13 protein-coding genes are annotated in these 18557 nt (G+C 47.3%); 3 read left to right on the top strand and 10 right to left on the bottom strand.

Going from position 1 to position 18557, the window contains the following annotated elements; all coding sequences use genetic code 11:
- The first annotated feature begins 210 nt into the window (after positions 1–210).
- Positions 211–570, top strand: coding sequence for an NIL domain-containing protein (locus QT974_RS04030; RefSeq protein WP_333467235.1), 360 nt, complete (start codon positions 211–213; stop codon positions 568–570).
- Between the two features lie 577 nt (positions 571–1147).
- Positions 1148–6130: a DUF4347 domain-containing protein gene (locus tag QT974_RS04025; RefSeq protein WP_333467234.1), complete on the top strand. Its 4983-nt coding sequence runs from the start codon at positions 1148–1150 to the stop codon at positions 6128–6130.
- 256 nt (positions 6131–6386) lie between these two features.
- Here QT974_RS04025 and QT974_RS04020 read toward each other — a convergent pair whose 3' ends face one another.
- Entirely contained in the window at positions 6387–6767 is a 381-nt protein-coding gene (locus tag QT974_RS04020; protein WP_333467233.1) for a c-type cytochrome, read from the bottom strand.
- A gap of 180 nt (positions 6768–6947) precedes the next feature.
- Here QT974_RS04020 and petG point away from each other — a divergent pair, with 180 nt between their 5' ends.
- Entirely contained in the window at positions 6948–7067 is a 120-nt protein-coding gene (gene petG, locus QT974_RS04015; RefSeq protein ID WP_015174208.1) for a cytochrome b6-f complex subunit V, read from the top strand.
- A 166-nt stretch (positions 7068–7233) separates the two neighbouring features.
- Here the strand turns inward: petG and QT974_RS04010 are convergent, their stop codons facing one another.
- The 9 genes from QT974_RS04010 to QT974_RS03970 all read right to left on the bottom strand — a co-directional run bounded on the left by QT974_RS04010 (position 7234) and on the right by QT974_RS03970 (position 18261).
- On the bottom strand, positions 7234–8316 hold the full coding sequence (locus QT974_RS04010) for a glycosyltransferase family 4 protein (protein ID WP_333467232.1): 1083 nt from the start codon (positions 8314–8316) through the stop codon (positions 7234–7236).
- Between the two features lie 98 nt (positions 8317–8414).
- Positions 8415–9485, bottom strand: a complete 1071-nt coding sequence (locus QT974_RS04005) for a glycosyltransferase family 4 protein (RefSeq protein ID WP_333467231.1) — start codon at positions 9483–9485, stop codon at positions 8415–8417.
- A 168-nt stretch (positions 9486–9653) separates the two neighbouring features.
- The gene (locus QT974_RS04000) at positions 9654–11783 is read right to left on the bottom strand and encodes a glycosyltransferase (RefSeq protein WP_333467230.1); all 2130 of its coding nucleotides are present in this window, start codon (positions 11781–11783) and stop codon (positions 9654–9656) included.
- A gap of 131 nt (positions 11784–11914) precedes the next feature.
- The gene (locus tag QT974_RS03995) at positions 11915–12469 is read right to left on the bottom strand and encodes a hypothetical protein (protein WP_333467229.1); all 555 of its coding nucleotides are present in this window, start codon (positions 12467–12469) and stop codon (positions 11915–11917) included.
- 172 nt (positions 12470–12641) lie between these two features.
- Positions 12642–13715, bottom strand: a complete 1074-nt coding sequence (locus QT974_RS03990; protein ID WP_333467228.1) for a glucose-1-phosphate thymidylyltransferase — start codon at positions 13713–13715, stop codon at positions 12642–12644.
- A 274-nt stretch (positions 13716–13989) separates the two neighbouring features.
- Positions 13990–14700 carry a M15 family metallopeptidase gene (locus QT974_RS03985; RefSeq protein WP_333467227.1) on the bottom strand — a complete coding sequence of 237 codons (711 nt, stop codon included), beginning with the start codon at positions 14698–14700 and terminating at the stop codon, positions 13990–13992.
- A 24-nt stretch (positions 14701–14724) separates the two neighbouring features.
- Complete coding sequence (locus QT974_RS03980) at positions 14725–16176, bottom strand: hypothetical protein (protein ID WP_333467226.1); 1452 nt, start codon at positions 16174–16176, stop codon at positions 14725–14727.
- 146 nt (positions 16177–16322) lie between these two features.
- Complete coding sequence (locus QT974_RS03975; RefSeq protein ID WP_333467225.1) at positions 16323–16985, bottom strand: class I SAM-dependent methyltransferase; 663 nt, start codon at positions 16983–16985, stop codon at positions 16323–16325.
- 58 nt (positions 16986–17043) lie between these two features.
- Positions 17044–18261 carry an RNA-guided endonuclease InsQ/TnpB family protein gene (locus tag QT974_RS03970; protein WP_333467224.1) on the bottom strand — a complete coding sequence of 406 codons (1218 nt, stop codon included), beginning with the start codon at positions 18259–18261 and terminating at the stop codon, positions 17044–17046.
- Positions 18262–18557: the final 296 nt, after the last annotated feature.

Genomic DNA, 18557 nt, shown 5'->3' with positions numbered 1-18557 from the left:
TTGACAGTTGACAGTTGACAGTTGACAGTTGACAGTTGACAGTTGACAGTTGATACCGCAGTTTCGATCCCCCTAAATCCCGCTTCTTAAGGGGGACTTTGAGAATACTCCTGCCCCCCTCTTGTTAAGGAGGGTTAGGGTGGATCGAAGGGCTAATCGTCAAGCAGTAGTACGTTATCCCTGAAAAAAAACAGACATTAGGAGGCCAAAATGTTAAATCACAACAATAGCGAATCTGAATTTGAGCCGATCGACAATTTTCACCAAACTCAACAATCAGACATACCGCACACTGAGTCAGGAGACAGCAGACCAACTCAAACCCGCATTCGCATTCGCATTCCCAAAGAATACCATCAGGAGCCTGTCATCTCTAACCTGATTTCGGAACACGGCTTAACGGTGAATTTTAATGCTGCTTTGTTGGGGGGGAAAACTTCTGATGATGGTTGGTTTGATTTGGAACTTAACGGTACAAGTCAACAGATTGAAAGTGCTCTGATTTATCTCAACGATTTAGATGTAGAAATCTGGAGCAATTCCAATCATCCCGATGAAGAAACTTGGTAAACGTTTGTAGTGAGGACTTTAGTCCTCATAAAACTCGGACTTTTGGTTCTCACTACAAACCAATTTTATCGCGGTTGTTCGATCGCCCAAACTATCATTCCTTAGCCCAAAAATACCAAATAACATCCGTTTACAGCCCCCTGCTACCAGTGAGGACTCTTGGCCGATCGAGATCGATCGCCCTCAGTTAATTATTTAATTGACAACCTAGGTATAATCTGCTATATTTTCCATCTCTGCTACATAAAAAAATATTAATAGAAACAGCGCGCAAGTTTTCTGCAACATTTTCATAACAGCCGGAACAAGATCCTCCTTTAAAACTTCTAAACAATCAATCAAACTAACTCTATTATGGTAGGATTTGCATAAACAAAGGTTTTTGTCAATATTCAATTTAGGTGAAATTTGGGGGCGATCGTCTTAATTGGGCGAGCGCTGGTAGAGACGGGCTTTCATCTCTAGATGGCGAAAGCTAACGCCAACGACCAGCACCCGCACCGCAAAAAGAGATAAAGCGGCTGCGCTTGGTTTGTGCTATGAATTTGATGTGTGTGTGTACCAGAGGAATTTAATCATGGAAGTCTATAAAGAACCGAAACAGCAGATAGTTTTTGCCGATTCACAAGTTAAAGATTGTGAAAGTTTAACAAAAACCGCGAATCCAGAAACAGAAGTTATTATTCTCAAGGGCGATCGCGACGGCATCGAGCAAATCGCCGAAACGCTTAAAAATCGAAAAAACATTGCAGCCGTCCATATTTTGTCTCACGGCGCAGCAGCCAGCTTGCAACTGGGAACGACAGAAATCAATCTCAGCAACATTGAAAGCTACCGCAATTATTTAGAAACATGGTTTGCTTTACCAGCAGCCGAAGCAAACCCCAACTCTTCAAATACTGCTAAACCAGAAATTTTACTTTACGGTTGCAACGTCGCAGCCACAGAAGCCGGTGTCGCCTTCGTTCAAAGGCTGAGCCAGCTCACGGGAGCAAATATTGCCGCATCCGATAACTTGACCGGCAGTGCCGCGCTGGGCGGAGACTGGGAACTCGAAGTAACTACAGGGAAAATAGAAACACCTTTAGCATTTTCGCAAGAGGCGAGGGAAGCATACAGTGGCGTGTTAGGAAGTTTTAGCGTCACCAACTTTACCGAACTGCAAAATGCCATTCTGACGGCTAATGCTGTCAACGATCTCGATACGATTACCCTCACCAGCAACATCACCTTCACAGCCGGACAAGTTCTGCCCCGGATTGCCAACCCCATCACCTTGACCGGCGGCGGTTTCAGCTTAAATCTCGGCAATAACCGGGGCTTTTTGGTTGACGCCCCAGTTACATTTTCTAACCTGACAATTAGCGGCGGCCGTTCTACAGGTGCAGTCGGCGCAGGCGGTGGCGGCGGTGCAGCCGGCATGGGCGGCGCCATATTTATCAACAGCGGTGCTGTCACAGTTAATAGCGTCACGTTTAGCGGGAACAGCGCTGTGGGCGGCGCGGGTAGCGCGGCTCCGGTCGCTCCCGCAGGAGCTGGCCCGGGCGGCAACACAGACTTTGCAGGCCTCTTTCCCTTCGTTTCCGCAGGCGGCCCGGGCCAAACCGGTCTCACCGGCTTAACAAGCCTCGGCCCGGGTGGTCCCGGCGGCCCCGGCGGTACTGGCGGCGCTGGTGGCGCTGGCAGCGGCGGATTACCAGGCACAGGTCTTAACGGCGGCGTTGGGGGCGCTGGTGGCACTGGCGGCGCTGGTACTGGCGGTACTAACGGCGGCGTTGGTGGCACTGGCGGCACTGGCGGCGCTGGCGGCCTCGGAGGCGGTGGCGGTGGCGGCGGCGCTGGCGGCACTGGTGGCGCCGCCGGTACTGGCGCGGCAGGTCCAGCCGGGCCTGGTGGCATTGGCGGCGCTGGCGGCTTCGGAGGCGGTGGCGGAGGCGGTGGCGTTGGTGGCAACGGCGGTCTCGGCGGCTTCGGAGGCGGCGGCGGACGCGGTACAGTAGGCGGACTCAGCACGACCCTTGGAGCTTTCACTCCCGGCGGTGCCGGCAGCGCAGCAGGCGGCGGTGGCGGTGCTGGTTTGGGCGGCGCAATTTTTGTGAATACTGGCGGCAATTTGACTCTGAGCAACAGCACTTTCTTCAGCAACACAGCCACGGGCGGCGTTGCTGGCGGTGCGGGCGCTACACCGGGCCAAGGCGCAGGTGCTGCGATTTTTGTCAACAGCGGCGCTACTGCAACTGTGACTAACAACACCATCACTGCTAACACTGCAACTGCGACTGCTCCGGCTCTGGCTGTGGGTGGGGGTATTGCTACTAACGGCGGTGCTGTGAATGTCAGAAATACTATTGTTGCTGGCAATTTGGGCGGGGCGAGTCCTGACGTGTGGGGGACATCTTTCGCTGCTACCAGTATCCGCAATTTGATCGGGAACGTTGCTGGCAGCAATTTACCTGTCACGCAGCAACTGACTGTTCCTCTAGCAAATGTGCTGATACCTACCGCAGCATTGAACCAGGCTACAGCGGTTCCGCTGACTTATGCTTTGGCTGATAGTGGTGCGACGCCTAATCCGGCGATCGATGGCGGTGACGTTACTGCTGGGGCGGCTGCGGGTGCGACTGACGAGCGGGGTGCTGGCTTTCCTCGGACGATCGGCACTGCGATCGATATCGGTGCCTACGAGTACGGCCCTACTGTCACAGGCTTTAAATACAACGACCTTAACGGTGACGGGGTTCGGCAGTTGCCTGCTGAAGTCGGTCTCCCTAACTGGGTGATTTCTGTAGGTACCAAAAGCGCTACAACAGCAGCCGACGGCAGCTACACCATCCGCGACGTAAAAACAAATACTGCGATTACAGAAGCGCCTCCCGCTGGAACGCCTGCGACTGCTTGGGTGCAGACTGTCGGCCCGACTCCGGCCTCTACGGGTATTGTGAATGTCACCGGTGCTAACTTCGGTAATTTCCAGAAAACTACGATCGCGGGCAAAACCTACACCGACCTCGCGGGCAACGGCGTTTTAGACGTTCCCACCGACACCGTATTAAACGGCGTCGTCGTCACTTTATACAAAGACACCAATGCCAACGGCACGCTACAAGTTGGCACAGATACGATCGTCGGTGCGGCGGTAACGACTGCGGGAGCCGGAGATTACCTCTTCCCGGATATCGGCCCCGGCAATTATCTGATCCAAGCCACTGCCCCAGCCAACTCCAGCATCTCTTTCCCCGCTGCGGCAATTCTCGTTCCCGCCGTAAGCGGTACTGCTGTTACAGGTCAGAACTTCGGCATTTTCCAAAACATCACCGTCAGCGGCAGGGTATTAACCGACGTGACCGGTAACGGCCTGACTCCTGACGATACCCCTCTCAACGGTACTACCGTCCGCCTGTTTAAGGATACTAACAATAACGGCACATTAGATACTAGCGACGCTCCAGCGGGTACTCAAGTTTCCGGTACAGCGCCTGCTGCTCCTGGTACATATAGCTTTACAGGCGTTGGTAGCGGTCGGTACTTTGTGAGAGAAGATGTTCCGGCAGGTTTCTCACAAACAGGCGGGCCGACTTCTTATACAGTTAACCCCGTTAGCAATACGCCGATCGTCGGTCAAGACTTCGGCAACTTCCAAGTCGGCAAAATTAGCGGGATTAAATTTAACGACATCAACAAAAACGGTGTGCTAGATGCCGGCGAACCACCGCTACCAGGCTGGACAATCTACCTGGATGCTAACAAAGACGGCAAGCAAGACCCAACCGAAATCGTAGCCGTCACCGATGTCGCGGGTAAGTACCAGTTCACCAACCTGCTAGCTGGCAGCTACGACTTGCGGGAAGTACAGCAACCGGGCTGGCTACAAACCAAGCCCGCGGCTAACACACCGTTGACCGTCGCCGTCACCAGCGGCAGCGACTCCCAAAACAACAACTTCGGCAACTTCTTCCAGACGAGCACCATCAGCGGTCAAAAATTCAACGACCTCAACCAAAACAAAATCAAGGATGCCACAGAGCCGGGACTAGCTAACTGGCAAATCTTCGTAGACAACAACAAGAATGGAATCTTCGATCAAGGGGAAATTACAACCGTCACCGATGCCACTGGTAACTACACTCTGCGCAACGTACCGGCAGGCACTTTCCAGGTAAGAGAAGTACAGCAAACTGGCTGGATTCAGACAACCGCGCTCCCCGCCGACGTTATAGTTAATGCCGGAGATGCCAAGACGGGCGTTGACTTCGGTAACTTCCTGCCCCAACCGGGCGCGATCCGAGGTCTCAAGTTCCAAGACACTAACAAGAATGGGGTTCAGGATGCCGGAGAACCGGGTTTAGCCAATTTCCAAATTGTGTTAAACAAGGTGGTGACTGGAACTGCTCCTGCTCCTACTCCTGCTCCTGCTCCTGTTACTACCACCACAGACGCCAGCGGTAACTACCTGTTCGCCAACCTAACGCCGGCAACCTACAGCGTCCGAGAAGTCAATCAAACTGGGTACACCCAAAGCACCCCCAACCCTGCGGACATCACGCTGACTTCGGGTCAGATTGTCAGTGGCATCAACTTCGGGAACGCCCCGACGCCGACGCCGATTATCACGACGCCGACGCCGACGCCGACACCGACACCGACACCGATAGGTGTTGTCACGACACCGACACCTGCACCTGTCACGACGCCGACACCTGCACCTGCACCGACGCCGACGCCTGAACCTGTCACGACGCCGACACCTGCACCTGCACCGACACCTATACCGACAGATTTGGTTTGCCCTGATGACTTCCCCAGGATTGTCGCTCCCAATCTGCCGGCGAGTCCTTCACGGAACAATGTGATCAACGGTACTAATGCCAACGATACCCTCGTCGGCAGTGCCAACACTGACTCTATTTTCGGGTTGGGCGGCAACGATTTGGTGTTCGGCCAAGAAGGCGGCGATTACATCAATGGCAATATCGGCAACGATACCGTTTACGGCGGCATCGATGCCGATACTCTCTTCGGCGGCAAGGGCTTTGACCTGATCTTTGGCGATATCAGCGACGATACAATCTACGGCAATCGCGGTAATGACTCGATCTCTGGCGACCAAGGCAATGATTTGTTGTACGGTGGCAAAGGCGATGACCTAATGTTGGGAGGTTTGGACGACGATGTGCTCTTTGGCGATCAAGGTAATGACACTCTCTGCGGCGGCGACGGTAACAATACCTTGCTTGGCGGCGCTGGCGACGATGTGCTCTTTGGCGGCAACGGCGGCGATGATTTGCTGTTTGGCGGCAGCGGTAACGATATCCTGATCGGCGGTACCACTGCCAATCGCTTTATTTTGGCGAACGGTGGGGGAACTGACACGATTATCAACTTTACGCCGGGATTTGATTTGCTGCTGTTGGCTGGAGGCTTGGACTTTAATCAACTGTCACTTACCCAAACTAACGGCTCGACGGCGATCGCGATCGCGGGAAGCAACCAGATTTTGGCTGTAGTGGCGGGCGTGCAGCCTACCCAGCTATCGGCGAGCAGTTTTACCTTGCTCGTTTAGTGCCACAGGTGTCAACCATCAGGTGAACGCATTCACAGCTTGCTGTTTGACGATTAAGCATCGACTCCTTCAACGCCCCCCTTCAACCAGGGGGGACAAAATTCTTCTCAAAATCCCCCCACAATCAGGGGGATGCCAGGGGGGAGGAAGTCAACTATACAGACTAAAGGAGGGGCCATTTGTTAAGACAGATGCCCCTCCTTTTAGTCTTGCGTGACGATCGGCAGCGGGGAACAAATATCATTCCCCTGGTTATTTAAATTTGTTCGAGATATTTCAGCAAGTCAGCCATTTCTTGCGGGCTCGGCTGAAATTGCGGCATTGGTGGGGTTCGCCCGCTGGTGACTTGACGGATCAGATCGAATTCGGATTTGCGCTGTGAGACTCGGTGCAGGTTGGGCCCGACTTGACTGTCTGAAACCAATGTATGGCAGCCCGCACAGTTCATTTGAAAGATGGCAGAACCCTGAAACTGGTTGCCTGTGAGGGACAGCACGCTTTTGACGTAGGGGTCGGCGACTTGAAACTGACGGATGGCGATGCTCGCCAACATGATGGCAAGCAACACCGCGATCGCAAATATGACCAGTCGCTCGATCGGGTTTTTAAGTTCATTCCTGGCAAGTTGGTGATTCAAAGGAGTTCAATTTAAAAAACTATCTACAAGAAAATTTATTTCTCATAACATAGCTTAATCGTTCGCAGCGGGGAGAGCAAGCTTTCAGAAGTCTTGAATGGTGGTTTTGTGAAAATTCATCTGTATAAGTGCTGGTAATATTAAAAATAGATTGTTAAATCTTAACGTTAAGGAGCTCTCATGGTAGAACCGCTGCTTTCAGGTATTGTTCTGGGTCTAATCTTTGTTACTCTCTCAGGGCTGTTTTTTGCTGCTTACCAGCAGTACAAGCGCGGCGATCAGTTGGGTATCAACAAGTAAAAGGGTCTATCGTCCCTTGGTGAAGCCGAGGGAGATGGGGAGATGGGGAGACGGGGAGACGGGAAAAATCTTTCTTCTTCCGTCTTCCGACTTCCCTCGGACTTCTTCCTGATGACTACTTACTACTGACCACTGACTACTGACCACTGACCACTGACCACTGACTTCATTTGTATCGATCGAGAATCGCAGCAGTTTCCCGCCCTGTCTTTTCCCAGCTAAACAGTTTTGCTCGGGCCAAACCGAGTTCCCGCAACTGCGATCGCACTTTGCTATCTGTGACAAGCTCTTGCATACCAGAGGCTATTTCCGCGATGCTGTAGGGATTGACCAACCATACGCCATCTCCCCCGACTTCGGGCATGGAAGACAGGTTAGAAGTGATGACAGGTGTGCCACAGGCCATTGCTTCGAGCACCGGGAGACCGAATCCTTCCCAAAGACTGGGAAATACCAGGGCGATCGCTTGGTTGATGACTTTCGGCAAATCAGCCGCGGGGAGGTAATTTAGGAATTTTACGCGATCGCCCAATCCCAATTCTTGAACCTGGACTTTCAGCAGCGGCGTATAGCGTTTATCTTCCGATCCCGTTATCCACAATTCGTACTCGGAATTATTGGGTAAAGCCGCAAACGCTGCTACAACTCGCTGGACGTTTTTATGGGGATTGTGGCGGCCCATATACAGGAAATAATTGCTAGTTGGTAAGTCTAGAAATTTAAAAACACTGGTATCGTAGCCGGGGAAAATTCGTGTAATTAAAGAACTTGGAATCTTACAAAAGTTAGTAATATCATTGGCGGTTGATTCGGAATCGCAGATGATATGTTCGGCCTGTCGCAAGACTTGGGGAATGTAGTAACGGTGATAAACTGCTAAAGGATCGAAGCGGCGGGGAAATCGCAGGGCTATTAGGTCGTGGACTGTAATTATATAGCGGCATCCGGCAAATAAAGGAGCTTCGGGAATTGGCGAAAATAACAGGTTAGATTTTAGGTGTTTGTATATTTTGGGGATTTGGGTTTGCGTCCACAGCAATCGGTTGATGTGTCCTTTGATTCCTTGTTCTGGTGTGAGGTTGGCGGGGATTTCGTAGCAGTTGTTATCGGGAAATTTTTGGGAGGTGAGTAAGGTTGGGTTGAGGGTTTTTAGGTGGGGAAATAGGTTTTTGGCGTAGATGGCTAATCCGGTTGGTTCGGAAATTAGGAAGGAAAGGTTAATTAGTAGGTTTGATTGGGAATTTGGCATAGCATAATATGAGAATTGCGGTTTTTTGGTTGGGATTTTTTTTGATTAACCGCAGAGGGCGCAGAGGGCGCAAAGAGATGAAAGAAGAGAAGGAAGATTTAAAGATATTGTTGTAAGATTTTGGCGGTTGCTTGTCCAGTTTTGTGCCAGCTAAATTGGGCCGATCGCGCTAAGCTAGATTTTTTTAAGTTCGATCGCACTTGTGAATCTGTGGCTACTGTTTGCATGGCTGCGGCTATTTCTGGGACGCTGTACGGATTGACTAATAATGCCGCATCTCCGGCTACTTCTGGCATCGATGACAGGTTGGATGTGATGACTGGTGTACCGCAGGCCATTGCTTCTAAAATCGGCAAGCCGAAGCCTTCCCAGAGTGTGGGAAATACTAGGGCGATCGCCTGATTCATCAGTACGGGTAATTGAGAATAGGGCACGTAACCGAGAAACTTTACCGAAGATTGTAAGCCTAATTGTTCTACTTGGGCGATCGACTGCGCTGTGTAGGCGTTGGGAGGCCCTGCCAGCCAAAGTTCGTAGTTTGTGCGATCGGCTAAACTCGCAAATGCAGCAATTAATCTTTCTAAGTTTTTGTAAGGATCGTGTCTGCCGGTATAAAGAAAATAGTTTTTAGCTGGCAAGTCCAGATATCTAAAATTAATATTATCACAAGCTAGGGGAATTGCGGTCATTTTTTGATGCGGAATTTGGTAAAAGTTAGCAACATCTGTCGCCGTTGCTTGAGAATCGCAAATAATGTGTTCGGCTTGTCGCAAAACCTGGGGTATGTAATAGCGGAAATAAGCTGTCAACCGAGAGAACTTTTGGGGAAATCGCAAAGGAATCAAATCGTGAACTGTAACTATGTAGCGGCACTTAGAATATAAAGGTGCTTCGGGAATTGGCGAAAATATTAGGCTTGACTGCAATTTATCGTAAATTTTAGGCAATTTAAATTGAGTCCACAGCAGTCTGTTAATTTGTCCTTTCGGCCCTCGATCCGGTGCGATGTTGTCTGGGATTTGATAGCAACTATAATTCTCAATTTGCCCGGAAGCGAGTAATATTGGTTCTAGCTTTTCAAGTTGCGGGAAAAGATTAGCTGCATAAGTCCCGATTCCCGTGGGTTCGGGAGTGAGAAAGGATAAATTTATTAACAGTGGATTAGACATGATTTTAGATATCCGGCGACTGGAAGTCGCGACTACACATACAAAGTCCGCAGCAGAGGGGGACTGAAGAAAACGGTAATAAAATCGACTTTGATATTAGTTTTATTCAAGAGGACTTGAGCTTTGAGTCAGGAATTAAAAACCCCTGGCAGATTTTTTAATTAGCCTTTAAGGTCGATCGAGTATTTGAGCAATCTCGCCTGGATTTGGCAGCCGAATTGTAGCATATTCTCGGTGAATAATCTCAAAAAAACTCTTGAGTTTGTGTTCAAAAGGTGCGAGTCTAAAGTTCTGACTGCGTTGCTGTGCACCAGCTTGAAGTTCCGCTAGCAAATCTGGATTGACAATTAGTTGATGTGAATACCGAGACAGTTCCTCAACCGTATTGAACAAAAAGCCCGATCGCCCGTGTTCGACAATTTCGGGTTGTCCACCGCCACAAAAGGCGATCGGAGCACAACTGTTTTGCATTGCTTCTACAGTCGCCATCCCGAAATGTTCAAACCTTTGAGGATTCACTTCACCCAAACCGCAGCCATGCCAAAATATGCTCGATTTAGCATAAAGCAATTTTATCTCATCTAAGGAACCATTAACTTGCAGTTCTATCGTCCTGGAATCTTGTTTCACTAAATTCTGCACCGTCTTTAAATAAGGATTTTTTGGAACACTGCTTCCAGCTAAAATCAGCCGCCATCCTTGAAGTTCATCGGGATAATTTGTTAGCAAGCTGCGAAAAACTTCGATTAATTCAATTTGTTTTTTTGTTCCTCCAGCTTCAAACTGTCCCACAGCTAAAATTATCTTTTCTTTGGGTACTTTAGCTGTTGCCATTTCCACGGGCGGATACAGCAAAAAAGTTGGCTGCAAGTTCCAGCGTTTCTCTAACCACTTGACAGTAAATTGGCTGTTGGCAATAATGAAGGTGTAGTCATCTACAGCAAAGTGACTGTTGCGAAAAGTATTGGGAAAGTGGCAGAAAAATACTGATATCGGCGATAGCGGTTTTACTTTTTCGAGTTGGTTGGCGTTGATAAAAATATCGTAATTTTTGCTTTCTCTGGCAATTTCATCAAAGGGATTTTCCATATCCTCGGCGATGATGCTGGAATCGATGCACTGCATTCCGCGTTTTTCGTAAAATTGTAACGGAATAATCTTGATTTTGCACCCTGAAAGGTTGAGTCCGTACCACGACTCTAAGTCGCAAACAGCAACGGGTTTGTTGGCGATGAAGGTAATGTCAAATTCATTTTGCAGCAGCGAGGCGGCGGTAGCAACGTATTTTTGCCCCCCGCCGATAAAATGCAGTCCGTGATCGTAAATTGCGATCGACATTTTGCGATCGCCCCGCACCACTTCCAATCGAGGTAAAATGCGATCGACCTTGCTGCGGCTGTAAATCACCGCCAACTTTTCCATCAATTGCGGCAGTACCGCGGCGATGATTTCCGGTTTTTGATAATCTAGCAGTTTTTTAATCGCGAAAAACAAGCTCTCGAACAGCAAATCGTACTGTTTGTTACTAAAAAAATCCGAAGTATGAATCGATTTCACTAATTGCAGAGGTTCGTGTTTCGCCAAATACAAAAACCGATTGCGGTTGCAAAAATACTCAGTGAGTTTGCTACCTTTACTCGAACCCCTATACTCGTGATGGGCGATAGCTGCGGGAGTATAAAGCATTTTCCACCCGCGTTTTTGGCAGCGTTTGGCAAACTCTACATCTTCAAAATACATCACAAAATCTTCATCAATCGGCCCGACATCTTCCAGACATTCCCTGCGAAACAGCACCGCCGCCCAACAAAGCCCTTCTACTTCCTTTTCTGTATTGTACTGTCCCGCATCTTTTTCGCCAAAACCGATATCTTGCCAATAATAATTAGGTAATTGCTGAATTCCGACGCTGTTGATTCGCCCGTCTTTAAACAGCAATTTGCCACTAGCAGCACCGATTTGTTTTTCAGTCTCTAGCCGTTTTACTAATATTTCCAGCCAGTGACTGTCAAGGGTTGCATCGTTATTTAGAAACGCGATATATTCCCCTTTTGCTTCGCTGATGCCCAGGTTGAGAGCTTTTGCGAAGTTGTTGGCGGAATTAACAAATATCCGAACTTTGGGAAACAGTTCGCCTAGTGAAGTAACGGAATCGTCTTGAGAGCAATTATCAATTACGATTAAATCCAGTTGCTCTTCTGGATACGCAAGTTTTTGGAGAGATTTTAAGCAATCTTTGGTGTGGCGCAGACCTTTATAGTTGACTATAATAAACGAGCATATTGGCAGTACAGTCATTCGATTTTAGATTTTAGATTAATGAATTGAGTGATTTTTGATTTAAAAGTTGAAGTATTTAAGAATTGAATGGTTGGCATTTTTTTATTTAAGGATTACTCTTACGAATACATTGGGGGCTGGCGAGCAAATTATTTTTGGTCATTTTTGATATTTGATGGCGGTCGATCGCCCAATTGAGCGGTAATCTCCTGTAAAATAGCAGTATGTTGCTGCTGCACTGCTTTGATTTGCTCTATTTCAGACTGAAAATTTGCGATCGCCTGTTGTTGAGTTTCAAGCTGTGCTGTAACTTCGGGAAATCCGCTGCTGAATTCCGAGGTTATTTGTTTCTCTAGATTTTGTTGGTTTTCTTGCAATTTTTGCAACTGCGCGCTCAAAGTTTGCACCACGCGGGTGTTAGCAAAATTGTAAATAACTTGTCGTTCTAGTACGGGTCTGAGCAATTTGCGGACTATTTTTCTGACGGCGATAACTGCGGAACCGAGGCGCCTTTGGTAAGATGTAATTGGGACGTTATAAATATCGAAACCGCTCTTCAACAGCGCGATATCTTCGTCATCTTCATCTCGGACTCGACTATTTTTTCTTCCAGACAGCGACGGATCGGCAATACCAATTTGCGGCTCCAAAGTTTGCCGCAATTTATCTATGATTTGTTGAGTTGGTATTTCTTGGTACTGCAATTTTTCGCCTCTTTTTTGTATGGTGCTTGTGGCGCACCATCCCCTGAGTGTAGGGCGCGTGCTGCGCGGGATCTAGTGAATTATCCGTCCATGGGTACGCGTTGTGCGCCCTACACTACAAGCTGCGCGTTATCCCGTAAATAGACTTTGGCACTATTGTCCCAAAGTCTATTTAAACTAACTCGATTTGACTGTCATCACCGATCATAAACCGCAGAGCTTTCGGACGCGGCGGGGCGTTAGTCAGTTGTGCGCGCTGTCCGATCACGCTGTCAACAATCCGCTGGTGAATGCCAACTATTTTCGCCCCTTGCAATATTACACTGTGTTCGATGTCAGCATCAATCATCGTCACGCGATCGGCAATACTGCTGTAAGGCCCGATAAAGCTATTTTCAATGCGGCAATTTTCCCCAATTACCACAGGCCCGCGAACTGTAGAATTAATGATTTCCGTGCCTTCACCTACTTGTACTCGCCCGATTATTTGACTTTTGGCGTCTACTTTTAATTCCGTTGAAGCTACTACACAGCTATCTAAAATGATTTGGTTGGCACTCAGCAAATCGTCTTTTTTACCTGTATCCAGCCACCAACCCTCTAAATTGCAGGCTTCTACTTGTTTTTGCTGATTGATGAGCTGTTGGATAGCATCAGTAATTTCGAGTTCGCCCCGGGGCGAAGGTTCAATTTGATCGATCGCCTCGTGAATGCTGGGAGCAAAAAAGTAAATGCCTACCAGTGCTAAATTTGACGGCGGAACCTTCGGTTTTTCTACTAACTGCAAAACTCGCCCATTTTCATCTACTTTAGCAACACCAAAAGAGCTAGGATTGGGAACTGGGCGCAGCAAAATTAGAGCGTCTAGTTTTTGTTTGTCAAAAATCTCTAAGAACGGATCTAACGAATTTTGAATTAAGTTATCTCCTAAATACATAATAAACGGAGAATCGCCCAAAAATGGTCTGGCAACTTTCACCGCGTGAGCCAGTCCCGCCGGCTCTGCTTGCAAAATATAAGTAATTTTTGCACCAAAACGAGAGCCGTCTCCTGTTTTCGCCTTCACCTCTTCGCCGGTTTCGGGACTAATAATAATCCCAATATCCGTAATCCCAGCCGCCACAATTCCTTCAATTCCGTACCACAGTATCGGTTTATTTGCCACAGGAACCAACTGCTTAGCACCCGTATAGGTGAGGGGACGCAACCGTGTTCCTTTGCCGCCAGAGAGGATGAGTGCTTTCATTGGGTGAACTCTGAGTTATCCTTTAGGGTTTGCGGTGCTGGCTGAATTTGCCTGCACTTGTTCGCTCTTGTTAATTTTAAAGCACCGCTACCCCGCTGGCAATAGCCAACCTAAAACAAGAAAGAATTGACAGTTGACCGCTTGAGGGTTGACCTGTGACAGAAGTAATCAAAGCAGGGGTTTGAGCAATGGAGAACGTTCTCAATATCTTGTCGGTTGCAATCCAAATGATTTATGGCGATCGAGCCTTCAGTCATCTAAAATCTAAAATCGTTTAATAGCGGCCGTATCTGGCGATAACTTGAGTACCGCTATTGTTATGATTTGTCAACCAAGCCCACATCTGATCGCCCTGACAAAAATGCCACCATTCATGAGGATGCTGCTGAAAACCAGCAGCATTCATTGCATTTTTTAATATTTGCCTGCGGCGGTGATATTCCTGTTTTTGTGGCTCATCGCCCGCAGCATAATAATCGGGATAAGAACGTTCTGATATTTCATCAATCGCAGAACCCATATCAATTTGCCGCTGATTTTTATCGACCAAAGTTACATCTAAAGCCGCACCCGTACTGTGAGGCGGAGGCGTCGCGCGATCGAGGCTCGGTACCGCCCAAAATTGATATACGTGTTCTATAATCACTTGCCGTTTGTCTTCCGAAACCGGAAATTCGCAGCCTTGAGCTACAGCAATTTGATTAAAAGTATAATCGACCATAAATTGCTGAACTTCTACGGGTCTATAAGCATCAAATATCAGAATTTGCAAATTTTGATGATTTTGCTGTAGCTGAGTTTGAGCTGCGACTAAACTATCTACAACTCCTTGCCGCAAATAGTAAGGCGAATTTGTTTTGCTGTTGTGATACGGAGCACCCAACTTTTGATAAGGGTGTGGTGTTTCAAAGGCAAAATATTCTGGTGGAATTGGGACTAAAGGCTCGCCGCATTCGTTAATTTCTATTTGCTGATATGGTTTCATAATTATATAGATTGCCTTGCTGCGTTACACTACATTATTATCGCGAAGGATGTTTGGATTTTCATTTAATTTTTTCAATAACCTGTTGAACATAAAATATATGGCAACACCGCTGACGGCGAAACTAATTTTATACATAACTGAAGAGTGATTTACGATGTTATTGGCATTAACCAGAAATGTATATCGCGAAGCATAAGCGCCACCAAGGTTTACTTTCCCAGTAGAATCGTTGGGATATGGATTGTAAGTCCCCACCAGAGAAATTGCGATCGACATACAGGCCATAACTACAAAAAACTTTTTCAGCAACCGCGAGCTTCTAACTTGGTTCATAATTTGACTTAAGGGTAAGCACAATATAAACATAGGAGCGACAAACCATCTGACACCGTAGGAGTACCCACCGTACCCAACTGTGCGAAAGGTATAGATTAGCATGAAAGCTACAGACGCTGCAAGACCGTACAGGTATGGCATTTTGTACGGCAATCTTCTTTGTCTTAAAACTGCCATAATACCTATAAATGAGAAGCACAGAATAGGAGTGTGCGAGAACAATCCTCGATTGCCTAAAAACAAAGTAAACGCATATTTCATTGTCCCTAAAAAGCTCTTCTGTGTTACCAGACCGGACAGATTTTCCTTACTAAAAAGAGACCCAGGATACTCCCACAACGCTGCATTCATTGCAGGCGGAACTATGCTGCCCGAAAGATATATATTTAAGCATAAATAGATGGACAATAAAGGAATACATGACAGAAAAAATACCGCTCCAGACTTGATTGATTTGATTGTATAGAAAACCAGATAAAAAGGAATAAATAAAAAGCACGTGATGTCAGCATTACCCGCGATTGACACGAAAACACCGCAAAGGATAACATTCATGATTTCGCTAGGTTCAAATTTCAATAAGTAGTACAAACTGATTATCAGGAATCCGGCAGCCAGACTGTGATTGTTAAAAGTAAGTGAATAAGGCAAAATTAAAGTTCCGGTTGCAGCCAAGAATGTTGTTATATTCGCCCACACTTCCTCTATCTCAAATATTTCTATTAAAATTTTATGGAAATACACTAAACCTATACAAGATAGGATTCCCGCAGTTGTTAACGTAACGCAATAATAAGTAAATTCCAAATTATTTGATAAATCAATACCCCAGAGGTTTCTTAACAAAAAATAAACTGCCGCCCCCATAAGTGCTGGCAGCGGCGGTTTATCGGAATAGAAGTGGTTGTTGAAAAAATACTTGTCGATCGTAAATAACTGGGAATTTTCAATTTGAGAACGATCGATCGTAAAAGTTTGATATTCGACCAAAGACTTAATTGTGGCTATTCTAGAAGCGTCAGCCACAGATTGAATATCTGTTTTTGTTAGCAGAGCCAGCAATATAAAATATATTACAAAAACTCTGACATACTTGTTCTCTTTAATCTGATTTAATCTTTCTCCAAAATTCATCATTATTTGGGTGGGGTTAAATATTGTTGCGCGACTGGATCGTCGCCACAAAAGGTCAAGAGATTTGGTATTTTTTAGGGCAGGCAAGATGCTTGCCCTATTCACATTTGGGTTCGGGTCGATAGACAGCGAAACCCAAACTCCTATTGTTAACTTTGGCGGTAAGCAACTACCGCATAAAACGGATCGCCGCTTCCGATCCGCAGCATTTGCATAAAACTCGGCAAGTTAGCCTTGCGAACTATTACTTCGGGCTTGCTAAATCCGGGTATGTTCGCTCCTTTGACAGCATCAAAGTAACCCTTAACTAATTCTACCCGATCGCCCTCCGAGCCTTCCCGCCAAGCCGCAATTGCTTTTTGATAAAACATCCGGTTGGAAAAACTGATAATTGCGATTCCTCCGGGCTTCAAAATCCGATGAATCTCGGCAAAAATCGCATCCGGGTGCTGCAAATACTGTACCGAAACGCAGTTGACAACTGCGTCAAACTCTGCATCCGGCAGCGGCAATTTAGGATTTGCGTTCAAATTTTGCAAGAAATAATGATTCAGTCTGCGATTTTTCGCCAACTCCTCTTCATTCATCCCGTGCCCTTCGACATGGGCAAATTCCATTTCTTCGGGCAAGTGAGACACCCAACTGCTCATCATATCGAAAATCTGAGTATTCGGTTTCAGCCGTTCCCGATACAAATCGGTTAGTTGCTGAATGAATCCCTCGTCTACGTGCGTCACAAACCGGGGATAGGCATAGAACAGATTGTCGTCGGTGTCGTCTAACTTGGTGCGTTTGTCGGCGGGAAGCAACATAAATTCCGATCTGAGAGTAGATTTACTCTTTCTAGTGTGAACTACCCCGCCCTACTTCCTACGCGCCCTCAGCGCTTCGGTCGCCCTGGGCGGAGCTTCCAACTTCAACGGGTAGTGCCTTAGAAACGGATGACTTACGCCTTCCAGACCTTGGACTTACCTTCCCTCCATTGGCAGTAGCGCTAGTTCCTAACGCTAAAATACGGAGTCCTTCATCTCGAATATTGACCGCTGCGTTCACGTCCCGGTCATGCTTTGTTTCACAGCTTTGACACTGCCATGAGCGAACATCTAAAGGCAAGCTACCAACTCGATTGAGACAGACTGAGCAAGTCTTTGAGGAAGGGAAAAAACGATCTACTTCAACGTAGCACTTCCCTTCCTCTCTTGCTTTATATTCAAGCATTCGGGTAAATTCGCCCCAACTGGCATCACTAATTGCTTTAGCCAGATTGTGATTTTTCACCATATTCTTCACTGCCAAATTCTCGACGCAGATGACTTGGTTTTCGTTCACCATTTTGCGTGAGAGCTTATGCAGGAAGTCCTTTCGGGTATTAGCAATCCGCTCGTGGACTCTCGCCACAATGCGTTTCGCCTTCTTCCGAGTATTTGAACCTTTGACTTTACGCGATAGCTTTTGTTGCTTACGCTTCAGGTTCTTGGCCCGCTTTTTCAACACCCTCGGATTGTCAAACTTTGATCCATCTGACGTGATGGCAAAGTGAGTCAACCCCAAATCAATCCCGACCGCCTTGCCGTCACTGGATTTACCCAGTTCTGGCACCCCGTCATCAAACAGCAATGAGGCAAAATACTTGCCCGCTGGTGTCATAGAGACGGTGACAGTTTTTAGCTTGCCGTCAAGAACGCGGTGAATCTTGGCGAGAATCACACCCAACTTAGGCAGCTTCAAGCCTTCATCGGTGATTTTGACATTCTGAGGATATTGAATCGACTGCTTGTCGAACTTAGATTTGAAGTTAGGGAATTTTGCCCGACCTTCAAAGAAGTTGATAAAAGCCCTCGACAGGTTCAATGAGACCGATTGCAGCACTTGGCTATAAGGTTGGGCCAACCATTCAAACTCTTTTTTTAGCCCTGGTAGGCGGTCATTCATTCCTTGCTGAGATAAGCCTTTCCCGGTTTCTTTATAGAGCCGATTGGTCTGGGCCAGTGAATTATTCCAAAACCAACGAGCACAGCCAAACGCTTTTGACAGCGCTTCTTTCTGCTCGTCGGATGGATAAATTCTGACTTTGACTGCTTTGATCATTCCAGTATCTTACTACAAAAATAGGATAGTAGTAAACAAATCTTCTGTTCGTTGCTTTCTCGGTAGTTTGTGGACTCCGCTGCGCTGCATCCACCTGCCTTTCATCCCCAACCTTCTCGGTTGCCGAAGACGCTGCGCTGTTCCTCCACTGCTTTCTTGATGGGTAATTCCCGGCGAGTCTGTTAAGAACAATTAAGAAGTGTAAACACACTTCCTAAGGCGGACATCCGGTACTAGGGTGGTTGAGGGTGCGATCGATAATATTATTGAAAGCTACACGTCGCTCAATAACCTGT

Origin of the sequence: Microcoleus sp. BM001215392 (assembly GCF_036700185.1) — a bacterium.
In the GTDB taxonomy this organism is placed as follows: Bacteria; Cyanobacteriota; Cyanobacteriia; order Cyanobacteriales; family Microcoleaceae; genus Microcoleus.
This window is presented reverse-complemented; position numbering and strand designations above follow the sequence as displayed.